This window comes from Flavonifractor sp. An112, assembly GCF_904377885.1.
GTDB lineage: Bacteria > Bacillota > Clostridia > Oscillospirales > Oscillospiraceae > Flavonifractor > Flavonifractor avicola.
Genome location: NZ_CAJFGT010000064.1, coordinates 1 through 14,680, shown reverse-complemented (window position 1 = coordinate 14,680; position 14,680 = coordinate 1). Strand labels below are relative to the sequence as shown.

The 14,680-nt window shown below is 55.6% G+C and carries 21 protein-coding genes; all 21 read right to left on the bottom strand.

Translation table 11 applies throughout. From position 1 onward, the window contains the following. Window positions 1-66: 66 nt before the first annotated feature. On the bottom strand, window positions 67-708 hold the full coding sequence (locus tag IHN22_RS09955) for a hypothetical protein (protein ID WP_191435080.1): 642 nt from the start codon (window positions 706-708) through the stop codon (window positions 67-69). 68 nt (window positions 709-776) lie between these two features. After that, entirely contained in the window at window positions 777-938 is a 162-nt protein-coding gene (locus IHN22_RS09950) for a hypothetical protein (RefSeq protein WP_191435078.1), read from the bottom strand. A gap of 8 nt (window positions 939-946) precedes the next feature. Next, on the bottom strand, window positions 947-3,022 hold the full coding sequence (locus tag IHN22_RS09945) for a hypothetical protein (protein WP_191435077.1): 2,076 nt from the start codon (window positions 3,020-3,022) through the stop codon (window positions 947-949). After that, window positions 3,019-3,405, bottom strand: a complete 387-nt coding sequence (locus IHN22_RS09940; RefSeq protein ID WP_087271782.1) for a hypothetical protein — start codon at window positions 3,403-3,405, stop codon at window positions 3,019-3,021. The genes IHN22_RS09945 and IHN22_RS09940 overlap by 4 nt, the downstream gene beginning before the upstream one ends. Continuing rightward, window positions 3,405-5,417 (bottom strand): hypothetical protein, encoded by a 2,013-nt coding sequence (locus IHN22_RS09935; RefSeq protein WP_191435075.1) that lies wholly within the window; start codon window positions 5,415-5,417, stop codon window positions 3,405-3,407. Before IHN22_RS09935 ends, IHN22_RS09940 begins: the two co-directional genes overlap by 1 nt. An 11-nt stretch (window positions 5,418-5,428) precedes the next feature. Continuing rightward, complete coding sequence (locus IHN22_RS12825; protein ID WP_300986309.1) at window positions 5,429-5,557, bottom strand: hypothetical protein; 129 nt, start codon at window positions 5,555-5,557, stop codon at window positions 5,429-5,431. A 44-nt stretch (window positions 5,558-5,601) separates the two neighbouring features. Further along, window positions 5,602-5,964 carry a hypothetical protein gene (locus IHN22_RS09930; RefSeq protein ID WP_087271777.1) on the bottom strand — a complete coding sequence of 121 codons (363 nt, stop codon included), beginning with the start codon at window positions 5,962-5,964 and terminating at the stop codon, window positions 5,602-5,604. Between the two features lie 12 nt (window positions 5,965-5,976). After that, on the bottom strand, window positions 5,977-6,558 hold the full coding sequence (locus IHN22_RS09925; RefSeq protein WP_191435068.1) for a major tail protein: 582 nt from the start codon (window positions 6,556-6,558) through the stop codon (window positions 5,977-5,979). A gap of 2 nt (window positions 6,559-6,560) precedes the next feature. After that, window positions 6,561-6,866, bottom strand: coding sequence for a hypothetical protein (locus IHN22_RS09920; protein WP_191435066.1), 306 nt, complete (start codon window positions 6,864-6,866; stop codon window positions 6,561-6,563). After that, the gene (locus tag IHN22_RS09915) at window positions 6,863-7,240 is read right to left on the bottom strand and encodes an HK97 gp10 family phage protein (protein WP_191435064.1); all 378 of its coding nucleotides are present in this window, start codon (window positions 7,238-7,240) and stop codon (window positions 6,863-6,865) included. The genes IHN22_RS09920 and IHN22_RS09915 overlap by 4 nt, the downstream gene beginning before the upstream one ends. Beyond that, window positions 7,221-7,544 (bottom strand): hypothetical protein, encoded by a 324-nt coding sequence (locus IHN22_RS09910; RefSeq protein WP_191435063.1) that lies wholly within the window; start codon window positions 7,542-7,544, stop codon window positions 7,221-7,223. The genes IHN22_RS09915 and IHN22_RS09910 overlap by 20 nt, the downstream gene beginning before the upstream one ends. Next, the gene (locus IHN22_RS09905; RefSeq protein WP_191435062.1) at window positions 7,537-7,815 is read right to left on the bottom strand and encodes a head-tail connector protein; all 279 of its coding nucleotides are present in this window, start codon (window positions 7,813-7,815) and stop codon (window positions 7,537-7,539) included. The genes IHN22_RS09910 and IHN22_RS09905 overlap by 8 nt, the downstream gene beginning before the upstream one ends. Window positions 7,816-7,870: 55 nt before the next feature. Next, the gene (locus tag IHN22_RS09900) at window positions 7,871-9,061 is read right to left on the bottom strand and encodes a phage major capsid protein (protein WP_191435061.1); all 1,191 of its coding nucleotides are present in this window, start codon (window positions 9,059-9,061) and stop codon (window positions 7,871-7,873) included. Continuing rightward, entirely contained in the window at window positions 9,058-9,642 is a 585-nt protein-coding gene (locus IHN22_RS09895) for an HK97 family phage prohead protease (protein WP_242961239.1), read from the bottom strand. The genes IHN22_RS09900 and IHN22_RS09895 overlap by 4 nt, the downstream gene beginning before the upstream one ends. Next, window positions 9,611-10,864 (bottom strand): phage portal protein, encoded by a 1,254-nt coding sequence (locus IHN22_RS09890; RefSeq protein WP_191435060.1) that lies wholly within the window; start codon window positions 10,862-10,864, stop codon window positions 9,611-9,613. The genes IHN22_RS09895 and IHN22_RS09890 overlap by 32 nt, the downstream gene beginning before the upstream one ends. Before the next feature lie 9 nt (window positions 10,865-10,873). Then, entirely contained in the window at window positions 10,874-12,526 is a 1,653-nt protein-coding gene (locus tag IHN22_RS09885) for a terminase large subunit (RefSeq protein WP_191435059.1), read from the bottom strand. Further along, complete coding sequence (locus IHN22_RS09880) at window positions 12,523-12,879, bottom strand: hypothetical protein (RefSeq protein ID WP_191435056.1); 357 nt, start codon at window positions 12,877-12,879, stop codon at window positions 12,523-12,525. Before IHN22_RS09880 ends, IHN22_RS09885 begins: the two co-directional genes overlap by 4 nt. Window positions 12,880-12,978: 99 nt before the next feature. After that, on the bottom strand, window positions 12,979-13,296 hold the full coding sequence (locus tag IHN22_RS09875; protein WP_087271748.1) for a hypothetical protein: 318 nt from the start codon (window positions 13,294-13,296) through the stop codon (window positions 12,979-12,981). Between the two features lie 101 nt (window positions 13,297-13,397). Continuing rightward, a complete protein-coding gene (locus IHN22_RS12895; RefSeq protein WP_087271745.1) occupies window positions 13,398-13,598 on the bottom strand; it encodes a cysteine-rich KTR domain-containing protein in 201 nt (66 codons plus the stop codon). A gap of 48 nt (window positions 13,599-13,646) precedes the next feature. Beyond that, window positions 13,647-14,468, bottom strand: coding sequence for a rolling circle replication-associated protein (locus IHN22_RS09865; protein ID WP_087271742.1), 822 nt, complete (start codon window positions 14,466-14,468; stop codon window positions 13,647-13,649). Further along, window positions 14,468-14,641: a hypothetical protein gene (locus tag IHN22_RS09860; RefSeq protein ID WP_300986297.1), complete on the bottom strand. Its 174-nt coding sequence runs from the start codon at window positions 14,639-14,641 to the stop codon at window positions 14,468-14,470. The genes IHN22_RS09865 and IHN22_RS09860 overlap by 1 nt, the downstream gene beginning before the upstream one ends. Window positions 14,642-14,680: the final 39 nt, after the last annotated feature.

The following is a 14,680-nucleotide window of genomic DNA, read 5'->3' as shown; positions in this document are numbered from 1 at the left end:
CGGATCGTGTTTCGTGCGTTTTCAATGCGGGTGATTTCAGTCTGAATGCTCATGGCCTTGCCCTCCTCAAATGGTCTCTAAAAGAGATTCGATGTTTCCGACAGTGACAAATACGGCTGCAGAGGTGATGGGTTTTGAATTGTCTTCCTCCACCTGGTCAGCTGTATCTACAGATAGAGTGTTCGTCTCTCCGTCCAGCTTCAGTCCGGATCCAATCACGTATCCTCCCCCACTGCCTGCCGGAAGCGGAAGGCTGGACTTCTCGTATTGGTCTGTTTCCGTGTTCCAGACCATCCAGAACCCCTCGCTCCCTGGGATTGGCGGATGGGCGCTGAGCTCCCGGATGATTGCCTCAGCCTGGGAAAACTCCGTCGGCAGTTCGGGCCACTGAGCATCGCCGGACAGGCTCTCCGGTACATATACCCGGAGTACATTGGTATGCCGCACCTTTTCTCCCTGAGTGGCCCTCAGTTGAAGAACATAGTATCCGGACAGCGCCAGCATCTCAGATGTGAGTATTACAGACAGGCTGTTTTCCCCCTGGTTCAGGCGGATAATATCCAGATTTTTTCCGGCCTGCACCAGCAGATCCCAGGTCCAGCCCTCCGGGATGATCCCCTCCACTCTCAATTCCCGGGTCAGGTTATCATACTGTCGGGCCAATACCTTTCCTTGGTTTAAAATGCGCCAGTTGTCAAACTTGATCATAGCACTACCTCCCACCTATAGCGGCTCTCATAAAAATGATGTATGTTTTCATACACCCAGGCAGAAAATTATTCTATTGCCGCCTGCTGAGCCGCCACAACATCCAGCAGCGCGTCAATCTCCTCGCCTGAATATTTGGATGTGTAGTACTGAGTGGGCTCCTCTGCTGCTCTCAGTCCCTTCACCGCGGCCTCCAATTCTGAAAGCCGTTCCTCAACAGTTTTCTCCATATTTCACCTCATACGATTATCCGCCTGCCCAGCCGGTCAAGAAATAGACGGGCATTTTTGTCCTGAACAGGGCCGGATATCTGTTTCTTTGGTATCCCGTAATACAGGATCACACAGCCAGATGCCCCATACCCACCGGACCCGCCACGCCCGCCTCTTCCTCCATCAGCGGCTTTTCTAGTAATTCCGTTTACTAAATACGAAGAGCCAGTAGGGAAAAGTCTGTCACCAACTTTGATTGTCACAGTATACCCGCCCGCACCGCTTCCGCCGTTTCCGACGCTTCCACCTGATCCGGACGAACCATATGTTCTGGCGTTTGATCCATCTCTTCCATCTTTCCCGTCAAGTCCAGACGCTGCATGGAAGGATACATAATAATTTGTACCGCTTCTGTTATATGTAGCACTCGCGTAGTACTCAGCGGTGGAACCATTTGCTGACCCGCGTTTTCCGCCCTGTCCTAATACATTCGATTTGGTGCCATCAAGTGACACCGTCAACGTTACACCTCCAGTTGTACCAGGCTCACCATCCACGCCCTCTGAGTTGCCGTCCCAACCCTTAATAGCAAAGGTTTCACCGGTCACAGGGTCTGTATAGCCAGACACAGGAGGCACTCCATCCGCTGAAGTCAAATCTCCAAAGGTCGTATCGCCGCCCTTACCATTTGGAGTTCCCGCTGCTCCAATGCGAACTTGAATCTGCTCTCCAGGAGTAACATCTAACGTGGTCTCCAGTACCTTCCCTGGATCTCCAGCTTTCCCGCCATATCGACCAGCTTTCCCGCCAGTGCCAGCTCGGTTTTCCCCAGCACTTCCGCCCGCTTGGCCAGATGCACCGGACCCGCCGCCGTCTCCGCCGCCGATCAGCACTGCGCGTACCGAAGTAACACCATCCGGCACCGTCCAGGCTGTGTCAGCGTCAATGAGAACCCGACCATCCAGTATCTCAGCCTGAGTAAAGAGCGGCGGACGATAACCAATGGCGGTAGTTTCCTGAGCCACCAGCCGGCCGCCTATGGTGATAGATGCTGACTTGACGCATCCCACCGACGCACCACCAAAAGGATGCTCAAACGCGATCACATCGCCGGGGCGCTCCCCATCGTATACCACGGTAGCTTCCATGGCCTCAATCCACTTGTAATATTCCGCCAGACGCTCCGCCACAGCCGCAGAGTTGACCAGCGATACCAATGTGGCTTCCTTGACCTCCACTACATTGGCCACATCATCAGGTGTTACAGCCTGACGCACATCTCTGGTGGTATGGACATATTTCTTTCCTGTTAAAGTACCGGTCCCCGCCGACACTTTGGCATAATTGGCACCCTGCTCCAGCAAAGAAAAACCGGAGGCCGCCAGGCTGTGGACAGGTTCCTGGAACTGAATCACATCTCCACTCTGTGTGGTGCCTTCAAACAGCTGAATCTCTTCAGTACCAGGAATATATTGATGCTCCAGGACGGATACCTCCGTGACCTGCGCCTCATAACGGACTTTATCCCCCCAAAAGACCCGATCCGGCGTGATTGCAGATGATACGCCATCCCACAACGCCTCAATACGCAGCGTCCCTATCTGATCCACCTTTGCCTGGGCGCCCACGGCAAAAAGCACCTGGGCCAGGTTGGCCCGCCGGGTAGCCACCGGCAGCCACCCGTACAGCTTGACCTTTGCAAACTTGGTCTGCACCTGGTATGGAATATTGCAGATCTCCGCCACCAGTTCCTCCACGGTCTGTCCGGTGTAGATCCCGCCCATATGATCGGACTGGTCCAGCAGTGCCAGTGCATTGTTGGCCGTTACGGTATAGGTAAACTTACCTGTGCGCTCCACGCTTTCAATGTAATAGGTACCTTGCAACCTCTCTCGGTGGTAATACAGCAGCTTATCGTTCCTCCGAAAAGCGGTCAATGCCGCTCCCTTGTTCTCATCCCGGAGATAAAGTTCCATCTGAAATGTCCCGATCTCCAGCGCATCTGACAACAGAGCAGTTGCCTCATAGGTCTCTCCCTCCTGTATCTCCTGGTCCGTGAAGATCAGCTCACCATAAACCAAGCGATTGACTGTATCACTCATACCGGCCTCCTTTGAGGTGCCAGAGCAGAAAAACTGACCTTCAGGCCACTCCAGCGATTGACTCCACCAATTTTATCCCGCTGAATGTCCTTTCCTGCGTTTACCATAGCATCATAGGTCATGGTCGTCTGACCATAGGGCACAACAATCTTATGGGACTCCACCGGCGCACTGATTGTCTCATAGAAGGAGTCATAATCCTCCGGGGCTGCGGGATCTGGCTCCACCTCCATAGAGTAATCATAGTAAGTTCCGATAATATCACGGAAATATCGACCGGACTTCACCTGACCGGATCTTTCGCTATCTTCTACCCGAAAAGACCGCTCCATGGTCTTGATCTTGACCCGCACCTTATATTGCTTGCCGTCCAGTTCTACCATTACCGCCGTCCTCCGATCAGCTGGACCCCAAGCCGGCTGCGTTCGCTTTCTATGCTGGAATAAAGCACCCGACCGACTTTTTTCCCATCCAGGTATATATCTCCTCTGCCTGTACCCGCAGAACTTCCCCGCTCCGACAGTGCGTCACTGGCTGCCTGTTTGATAGTGGAGTAAGGGGATACCACTTCCGGCTCCTGCCGATTATCGCCCAGCACCGCCAGGAAGGGCTGATTGGGCGGTACCACACCGCCTCTGGCAAAGCCAGGGATATCCATCCCGGAAGCTGTAGCCCGCTTCAGATCCTGCGTAGCCTGGTTGGCCCGCTGGGTGGCGGAATTGATGGCCACCAGAATAGCCGTAATGCCTGCAGCAATTCCAACGGCAGCTAGTCCCAGAGTGGCTGCCGACTGGAATGCACCCACAGCTACCGCTGCGGTAAGTGCTGCCGCGCCAACAGCGCCTAGAATTACAACAACCTTTTCCAGACCACTCATGTCGTCCCAGGCATCCGCCACCTTGACTGCCAGGCCAATCAGCGTCCCCAGCGCCAAAGTCACAATCAGCCCCTTTGCCCCTAGCTTTCCAAAGAGGTCCACCATATTGGGCAGCACTCTGGATACGTTCGACACAAGTCCGGCCATCGGACTGATAGCCGCCGTCACGCCGAGTATCCCAACGATAGCCCGCTTTGTTCCGTCGTCCAGACTGTTAAACCAATCCAGAAACTGCGTGGCAAATTCCACTAGCTCCGTCATAATCGGCTGAATACTCTCCGCCAGCTGAGCAATGGCCGTTTGAAGTTCCAAGCTGGCATCCCGGCTCTCCACCAACCCTTGGTTATTCTTCTGCCAGCCATCATAAGCACCCTTCAGCGGCCCGTCTACCAACACAGACAGGGCCAGCTTCTGCTTGTCCAATTCCGTGGTGCAGAAGGCCAGGTTCTGGGAAAAATTCTCCGCACCGTACCCCACTCGATCCAACAGCTCCGCAAACTGCCCAGTGGCCGTTCCTGTAGCCAAGGTCTCCTGCAGGCTGTCGGCCAGTGATTCAATCTTCAAGGTATCGGGGAATGTGATCGCCGCATTGGCCAAGCCCTCTACCGCCCGCTGAAGATTGGACTCTGTAAAACCAGCCTGCAGCAGATTGCTCACAGCCTCAATACTGCTGTCTGTCTCGCCGGATACGGTATTAAAGTTCTGAAAGGCCTGCCGGGCCGCATCGATACCTACACCTGCTTGCCGGGCGTTGTTATCCAGCATGGAAAGGTCTGCCCTAAATTCTTCCGTAGCCGGAACAGTAGCAATTGCAGCGGCACCAAGAGCACCAATAGCCTTGGTAACAGGAGCAAGCTCTTTGCTAACATCTTTCGCTTTTTTTGATACGTTACCAGCCTTCCGCTCAAACTCATCCAACCCACTAGAGCAATCTTTAAATGATTTTTGTGTATCCTTTACCTGCCTCTCGGTTTCTTCCAACTCTCTTTGGAGCGCATCATACTGCCCTTGGTCCATCTTTGCCCCGGCAAATTCCTGATCAAGATCTTTGACAGCCTGCTGGAGTTCCTTATGCCTTTTCCTGGTTTCCTCCAGTTTTTGGGCAAACGCTTCATATTGCCGTGCGGAGATCTGCCCGGCATCCAGCTTCTCCCGCATAGATGCCTCATTGGCTTCCAGCCCCTTCAAGGAAGCTGATACGCTGTCCAACTCCGCTTTCAGCGGCTCATACTTGGCCTGATACTCCTTTCCCCGCTGCAAAGCCTGATCAGCATTTCGGGCCGCCTGTTTCAAGGTATCCAGTTTCTTGGCCGTGTTATCTGCTGCCTGGGCCAACAGGCGCTGCTTCTGCGCCAGAAGTTCAGCATTGCCCGGGTCCAGCTTCAGCAGTCGCTCTACATCTTTAAGGGACTGCTGGGTAGTGGATAACTGTTTATTGGTGCCGGCCAGTGCTTTGTCCAGCTTAGTGGTGTCACCGCCGATCTCAACGGTGATGCCGCGTATGCGATTTCTTGACATTCGGCACCTCCCTAAAATGCGTCAAAGTCTCCCTGGGTAGGCAGACGGTCATACTCATACCCATCATTGCCCGCCTCTATCAGCATATCGGTCACCATTCCGATGGTAAGCAGGTCCAAGTCTCGGATAGGTATACCCAACTGCGCTGTCCTCAGCAGGAACAGCGCAGTTGTCATTTCCCGGTCTACCGGGTTCGTTTTTTTTTGCTTTCCACAAGGGTGGCATTATTGGCCCTCCACAACTCCAGCAGCTCTGGGAACACCTCGTAGATGGAGAAGGTATCAAATCCATCCAGCCATTCCTCCACGCTATGCTCCGGCATATCAGGAGCTGCATGACGGGCCATCAGATATGCCACATTCTCAAACACCTCCAACAGCTTTACCGGAATGGGTTCCTCGCCGTTTTGCGCCTTTTCCACCGCCTGCTGGATATCCTTCATGTCCTGCATGATGTCCCGGCCAAACTTGATCCTGTACAGACGCGGAATGGCCGCGGTTGCCCGGAAGCAAATATCACGTCCGTCGATCTGAATGATCTTCTCCATATACTACCTCTCTCAGGCAGTAGCAGCGGTAGGCTGCCATACGGACTTGTACCAGTTATTGTATTTTTCATCCGGCGTATCCGGGGTGGTTTTGGCTTTGACATTGCCGTTGGCCAGGGGAGACGCCGTAAGAGTAAGGCTCTCCGTGGAAGGCTCCTTTGTATTGGTGGTGGTACTGCCGGTTACACTGGGGCGAGACGCGGAGCAGTTGTACAGCACATGGCGGATTGCCTTCTGGTCGCCGGCGAATTCGAAGAGCAGCGCAAAGGGCTGGCTCTCTGCCCTGACGTTTTCCACCAGCACCTTGTCGGTCTCGTCTTCTGTCTCCTTGAGAATATCCTTCCGGAAGCTGTCAGGGATCAGGGCAATCTCCAGGGTCCCACTGTACCCGTCATTGGCGGTGGTAACGTAATATGCCATGTCGTCGGCATAGAATGTGCTGGGATCTCCCTGGGCATCCATAGAGAGATTGACCGCGCCGGGAATCGCCACAGGGGTCCCGAAGGTGATCTCGCTCTCCTCCCCAACGGTAAGGGGCGCGTAATGTACATTTTTCAGGCCAAACTTGACCTTGTTGGCTTTGCCTGTTGCCATGATCACACCTCAATTTCATATAAGATTTGATACAGTTTTTCCGATGCCAGATACTCCTCTGTCTTTTCCCAGTTAAGACCGGTCAAAGCCTCCTCCACCACAGACTCCATATCTGGAGACTTGACGCTGGTGTAGAGCTCCACCTGATAGTGTCCGGCTGAGAAGTACATGGTATCATCCGCAAAAAACTTCGTATCGTAGGCATAAAGATAGCAGACATAGGGGGGCGCCTGTCTGGTACGAAAAGCACGGTAGGCCACGGGCAGTCTTGTACCTGCCAGGCGATCCGCCAGTTCTTTCTGGGTCACTGCTCCAATGCCTCCTTCAATCCCTGCAGCAGCTGCCGCTCAATCTTCTGCTCCGCAGGGCGGATATGGGGCGTTCCGCCCACCCGACCGCCGCCGGCCTTTGCATGGCCGTTCTCCAGCAGGTGGGTCAGCTGCCCGTCCGTGCGATTAAAAATCCTGATCCGGATGCCACCAGGTCCGTCATAGACCGTCTCACTCCTCCAGCCCTTGCGATAGTCCCCCGTCCGCTTAGGGCAATGGAGCTGGATGTCCTTTTTACAATCCTGGGCCGCAGATTTCACGACAGTCTTGACCGCTTCGTTGAGCTCGGTACCGTAGCCTGACAATTCGGCTCTCAGGACATCCTCCAACTGCTCAATCCGTATCTTCCCCATTGGCTACCCCCGCCTGCTCCTCCAGATACAGCTCCGTTTCATCCGTTTCCCTGCGTCGGTAGGTGCGGTAGATTCGAAACCGGCGTCCATGAAGCTCCGCCTCCTGCTGTCCACTGTAGTTGACAGACGGTGTAATAAAGAGGCATTCTGGTTTCATTCCCTCCCGGCCCCCTTCGTACCATTCCGACCGGGTGACCGATCGTTCTTCACCAAAGATCTCAGTCCGCACCGGCCCACTGGGCACCTGCTCCAAAAGATCATTTTGGATGTAGGACTGACCGATGAGTACCAGTGTATCATCCATCACCGTCATCCTCCCGATATTCCGGGCACAGGGAAAGCACAGCCTTCAGGCTTTCATATGCTTGTCGGTACTGCTCCCCCTTGCCCCGGTAGTCGAATTGCCAGCGGGCGTACAGCTTCACTGCCATACGAGTCAGGGCATCTACATCCCCCCGTCCAGCTCCGGCCGTTCTGAGGTCCAGCACCGCTGCGTCGATGGTATCCCGGATCTCATCGTCCAAGCTGTCGTTGGAGATACGCAATGCCCGACGGATATCCTCCACCTGGCTCATGTCACATCCCTCCCAGATCCGCCGGCGGCCCTATCCGGGCCGCCGGCACAGGATATCAGGCGCCTGCCCGGGTAAACAGGCACAGGCCGTTTTTGTCAGCAGGCTTGCCGTCCGCCAGAGCCATGACCCGGTAGACGGTGGAGCCACTGCGGAAGGCCACCGACTTGTCGCTCTCCACGGTGGGAGACATAGCAAAGTTGAACTTGTAGCCCTCGAAAAGGTCTCCAAATACGATGTTGTCCTTGGGGAAGCTGTCCTCCAGAATCACAGGATAGCCCAGGATATTGAACTTGGCGGGGCTCTGGACATCAGCCACCACCACAGGCTTGCCGTTGCTGTCCGTCATACCCAGCAGATCGGAATAGAACACGGCCCGGGGCATGGCAAACTTGGCGTTGACCATGTACTGAGTGGGCAGGGTGGCCAGGATGGTCATCAGGTCCTTATAGGTCATACCCGCCTTGGTGTAGGTGCCGGTCTGGGTAATTTCGCCGCTCTTGGTCAGGCCGGTGGCCTGATTGCTGCCGGTTCCGGCGGCGATGGCGGCAGCCACGGCCACGGACATCTTGTTGCCCAGGCGGGCCACCAGCCAGGCCTCAAAGGCGTCGATGCCCATGGCCATCACATCGGCGGTGATCTCTACCGTTTTGATGAGCTTGTAGGCCCCCAGAGTGATGGCGCCCAGGGCGTCGGCGCTGTCGGTGGCTGCGGTACCCATATCCACCCAGCTGACACCGTTGACGGTTTTCTCGATGGGATAAGTCACATTGCCGGGGATATAGGTCACGTCCACGGCCTGGATAATGGGCGTCAGCTCCATGCGCGCAATGATCTTGTTCATAGTGGTGGTGGGAATGGCCGCCGACGCGGTCACCGCCGCCCGCTCTTCCACAGTCAGCTCATGGCCCTGGAGATTCCGCAGCCAGGCGGAGCGGTATTCCGGGGTGTCCACGCCGTAGGTACGGCTCTCCACTCCCTCATCCTCAAAGGTACGGGTCACTCGACCGGAGCGGCCGCTGCCGATCTCCTCCAGCAGCTTCCGGCGCCGCTCCGCGCTGCGCTTCAGGGTATCCCGCTCCTCCTTGAGGGCGCGGGTCTCCCGCTCCAGGGCGTCCACATCGGCGTCATCCTTCTCCAGCTCCTGGGCAATGGCGGCCAGGCGGCTCTCAATCTCACCCATACGGGCGCTGGGGGTTGCGAAAAACTGGAGGCCAATGCCTCTCAGCACACTCTGATTCTGATTCATGTTCTGATTACCTCCAAATAAACTCTCAGCCTTTGCTTTCTCCGCTCGGCGGCCTGAGCCGCAAGTCGCTCCGCTTTTTCTGCCTCGATCACTCCGTCAAGCCAGGAACGGGCGGAAATATCGGTAGACGGGTTGGCGGGAAACGATACCGCCGATACGTCGTATACCTTCCGGATCTTCAAAATGCGCCGGGTATGGGTATCCCGGTCGTAGGAGTCTTCCTGTACTGTGAACGCCCAGGACATCTTGGTCACCAGTCCGGCGGCGATATCCTCGTGCATGGATCTGGCTTGCTCCGTTTTGGACAGGTCTGCCGCCATAAAGAGTCCGTGCTCCTGAGGTTCGATGAGCAGAGTATTGCTCTTTCCGGTCCGGGCAAAAACTCGCCCACCGTGGTCATACTGCATGATCACATCGGACAGGTCGGCGCCATCCAGTGCATGGCGGTCAATGACCTCCTTGTACTGAACACCGTCATACTCCCACAGGACATATGGGTCATCAAAGGTGGTAGCATAGCCCTCCACATAGTAGTCGGTATCAAACCTCTTATTGGCTGCTGTCGGGACCATCAGCGGCATTGCCCGGTACTCCCGATCCTTGCACACCGGCATTCTCATTCACCTCCGTTTTTTCTGGTGCCGGCGGCTCTTGCCCCAGCACATTCACCTCGGCGTAGTCCCGCCGGATGTAATACTTTTTGGATTCTGCGGTATTCAGGGCAGGCAGCTGGAACACCTCCCGCCCCTCGTCCATGTTCATCATCCCCCGGTCAAAGAGCTGGGTCACTGTCTCCAGCTTGTCCGACATGGTCATGTGCTGGAGCCGATTCACCGAGAAAGCGATCTCTTTCCCCCGGTTCACCTCCGCCTCCGTATAGGCCATATTGGTATGCACCAATCCCAACTCAATGGCAAAGGGCTCGATCTGTCCCTCATAATAAGCCGACCACTGATCAGAGGTATACTTGTTCTGCAAAATAGCCTCCGACATACCGAAGTAGTCAAACACCGACTCCCGGATCTGGGCCGCCTGCTTATCGTCCACGATATAAGGCTTACTGTCGATCTGCTTGATATCGGCATACTTGCTGTCAAAAATCATGACGCCGCCGGAGTTTCCCGATGTCAGGTTGTCCTGGACCAGGCGGTCCCGCTCCTCCTTCATGGTCTCCGGCTTAAGCACGTTGGCCAATCTGGCCAGAAAGCGCACCGAAGCGGACGCCTTGACTCCATTGATGATGCTCTGATTCTGGGCGTGGATGAGTTCCATAGTGGGCCGCAGGGCGCCGTTGCGCTCTCCGAAAAAGTCGCTGCGATACTGGAATTGGGTCAGGATACCGGTATAGTCCAGCTCCATCACCCCCACCTCTCCGGTGGGAAAACGAAAGCGCACATAGGGCACCCCGCTGCGCTCCACAATCTCCGCCTGAGATGGAAGAATCGGATAAAATCCGGACAGCCGCAGCTGTTCGGGATCTTCACACACCGGCACAATAAAGGCCGTGTTCTCCGTCTTGTAGATGGTAGCCAAACGATACAGATATTTCTTGGTATCCATCCACGGATTGGGCTGGAATTGCAGCATCCGCTCCATCCGGCGCCCGTTCGGCCCCATGACTACCGGACGCAGCTTGCTCACATGGGTGGCAAAGGTATGGATACAGGCCCGGGTCAGCGCCATCTCATAGACGCCGCCCTCAAATGAGGTGTAGACCGGCGCATACCCTCCCAGGGTCTTGAAGTAGGTATAAACTGCCGCTTCGGCGGTCTTTTTTGGAAAGAGCTTTTCAAACAGCCCCATAGTCACACCTCAGTTCAGGTTGATGTACAGATCCTTCTTGTCCTGGAGCACCGTATAGGCGCACAGAAGCGCCGCAGTGCCGTCCACTCTCCGGCGGGGGTCCAGGGTCTTGACCAGCTGGATATTGCCGTTGACGTCGGTCTTGGCCTCGCTGTTCACCAGGCACCACTTATCCACCGGATTGTTGTTATAGATCACACGATGGTCCCGGAAGTCGGCCTTCAGATCCTTCATTGGTTGGGAAAGGGTAGCCGGTCCCTGCCGTACAGGAATCATAGACTCCGGCCCAAATTCCGCCTGGAAGGCCCGCAGCAGGCTGTCATCGATGTGCCACGGATCATATCCAATGTAGAGCATATACAGCCCTTCGCTGTCCCTCAGTTCCTTGAACCAGTCCAGGAAGATCTGTTTGTCGCACTTCCGTCCGGGGCAGGTACGCATATAGCCCTGCTCCACCCATAGGGAGTACGGCACGTTATCCCGCTCGCGCCGGCTGCCCGACCGCCTAGCTTCCTCCAGCACGGCCTCCGGGATCCAGTACATGGACCGCACATAGAGATTTGGGTCATCCGGCCGCATACAGATGGCCTTTGCCGCATTGAGATCCGTCGTATCGGCTGCGTCAAAGCCGCCGATGCCATAGTCAAAGGGGATCTGGAAGGTGGCTTCATTATTCAGCTCCTCCCAGCGCAGCCATGCTCCCTCCGAAGTCTGGGGCATATTGAAGTCCTTGACCATGACGGTGGGCTTGAAGCTGGGATCGTCCTTGGCCTTCTGTACCATCTCGGCCAGGTAGGTACGGCTTTTGATGGTCCCCAGCCCTGGGTTGGCCTTTTCCCAGCACGCCGGATCGTCCCACTCTTTCCGATCATCCAACTCGTAAATAAAGGGCAAAAATCTCGGGTTATTTGCCTTTCCATCCAGAATGTCACAGGCATATTGATACTGGGCATCAAAGATACCCGCCCGCACAAAGCCGCTGGTAGTGATGACAAAGAGCAGCGGTTGACTCCGGGCACCCATGGCCTGCTTGATAAGGTCATACAGGTCCCGGTTTTTAATGGCCGCCAATTCGTCGATGGTGGCGCCATGGGCGTCCAGGCCGTCCAGGCTAGAGGTATTGGATGCCATAGGCTTGATAAAGCCCATGTTCATAGGGCAGTAGATATCTGACACTCGCTTCTTCAGATGCTTGGCCAGCAGCGGCGACATCTTCCGCATTTTAACGGCCGCATCGTAACCCAGGCGGGCCTGATCCAGTTTGGTGGCCACGTTATAGATCTGGGGTGCGCCCTCCCCATCATTGACCAACAGATCCAACTCTACAGCTGCCGTCTCCGTGGTCTTCCCATTTTTCCGCCCCTCGATGATGAGAATTTCGTTGTATCGGCGTAAATCGTTATCATCCACAAAGCCGAACACCGCCTCCAACCGGGCCCGCTGGAACAGCTCCAGCTTCAGGGGAGCCCCCAGCCGGCCGGATGGGACCTTGCAAAAGCGCTGGATGAACTGAATGTGCCTGGCAGCGATATCCGGGTCAAAGTGAAACTCCCCAGGATTGATGAGATCTTCCAGCAGCCGCTCCGAAACCTGCTTCATCCGGCGGCAGGCCGTGATCCTGCCGTCCAGGATACCAGTGCAATAACGCTCCAGGTCCGTCACCTGGCACCACCGCCCCCGGTTTTCAGGAAGTGTGTCAGTTCATCATCGGCGGGCGGAGCCTGGGGCAGCATATCCCCCAACTGGCGGATCACTGCGGCGTAGTTTTTGATCATGGCATTATAGACATCCACTTCCACGGACTTCTTTTCACCCCACTGATTTTCGCCATTTTGGTACTCAGATTTGACGCCTTTTTCCCGAATTTCAGCCTGAAGTTGGGTCAACTGCTCCTCCATGAATACCGCATTCAGGATCAGCTGAAGGCAGATTTTCTGCTGCTCCGGACTGGCCGCTTTATAGGTATCTGCGAACCGGCCCAGCTCTTTCTTGCTAGGTCCTTTTGCCATTTCCACACCCCCCTCCTGCGTATGACCCGCTCTTTTTTAGCCCCGCTCAACGGTCTCCCAGGCCCTCCCCCACGCCGCGGCATAGGGGGGGGATATTTCCTGCGGTCAAAGCCGCCGTCTGTCGATGGGCTGACCGTCCGGACCAAATGAACAGGCCATGGGTTTGCCTTTGGTCAGGCCGTGGCCCTCATAAGCGTCGTGGCAATCCTTGCACACATAGGCAAGCAAGCTGTGGTTCAGCGCCACCGCGGGATTGACAATATTCTCCGGTGTCAGCGTGATCAGGTGATGGACGATATATCCCTGCTGGTCCTGGCATTCCTCGCACAATCCGCCGTCGATCCGCAGGCGCTTGGCGATATATGCTGCACGGCAGGCCCGCCATGCCTTTGAGCGGTAAAACTGCTTGGCAAATGCTTTCATGTTATCTCCGACGCCGCGGCCCGGCCTTTTGCACCCTGGCTATCACCTCAGGGAAAAACAAAAGCGCCCAAGCCACGACCCCCATACGGGCGATCATTGGCTCAGGCGCTGGTCTCTTTGGACGCTGGCTCAGGCGCTTCGATATTCACGATACTTTCCTGTCGGCAGTGCTTGCACCAGATGGGCCAGTTTCTTGCCTGGCTGTCTGGCCGCACACGATACTGTGTCGGTCTGCCGCAGACGGGACAGATAATACGTCTATCCTTGTTGACCAGTTTACACGGTTCTGGGCTCTTTTGCAAGGGACCTTCCTCCTTTTCTACAGCTCGGTTCGATTATTAACACTGGTTTCAAGGTTGAAAATGACTAAGCGGCGGTCGCTGCCGTCCTTTTGTATAGGACAGTCCTGGATCGGCTTCCTCATATAATAGGTATCGGGCTCCCACAAACATGGCGTATCCATAGGGGTTCGCTTCTCCAAAGGCCTCATAGTCCACTGCGCCAAAGGGCGGGGCAAGGGTCATGGAGTCAGATGGGATGTCGGTATATTCCACCTCATACCCCTTGAGGTTCCTGGACGCCCGCCATGTCCGCTCCCCTGGCTTCGGTTTTCCGAACTCTCGGGCCTCTTTGGTCATGTACTTGGCCAGTTCCCGGTAATAGTGGACGTCCAGCGGTTCAATGCGGATGTAGCCTCCCCCGTGCCAGAGGGATCGCAGTTCGTCATAATCGCCTGGGCCTGTCCCGTTGATTACAGCATGATGGTGGAGGCGGCAATCCTCCAGATAACCGTCCTCCATCAGGAACGAGTTTGCTGCCTTGTGGTGGTACCCTTCGGTCACAAACACATAGAGGAGATTACTAAGTCGCCTTCGTCGCCCCCCACGCAATTTTCGGATAAACTTCTGGAACTCCTTCCCCGCCGCAACCTTATCCGCGGGCAAGTGGGCATCGTCATAGGTAAAGGTAACAACATGATCCTTTCCCCAAAAATTGGCACCCAGCTTGAGCTCCAGTTCCCTCCAGCTGTTTTTGAGGTTCATGTACTGCTGCGCCGCAGTGGACGCTGCACGCTTTGCCGCTCTTACCCGTGGGCTGTCTCCTTTGGATGGAATCGCCACCAGATAATCGTAATTCACGAGTCCGGCCCGGATGTGTTTCAGCCGCTTCATCAGCGCACCTCTTGGAACCGGTCAATATAATGTTTCTTCCAGAGAGTCTCCGGCTGGCGCAGGGAGATCATCCGATCCCGTACCAGCTTGTCCATCACCCGACCGATGCTGGGCTGGCCGTCCATCTGGGCCAACTTCTCCAGGTTGGCAGCAGTCTGGGCCGTCACTAACACAGATATTCGTCGCAAATTTTTGTTTTTCATTTTCCTTCT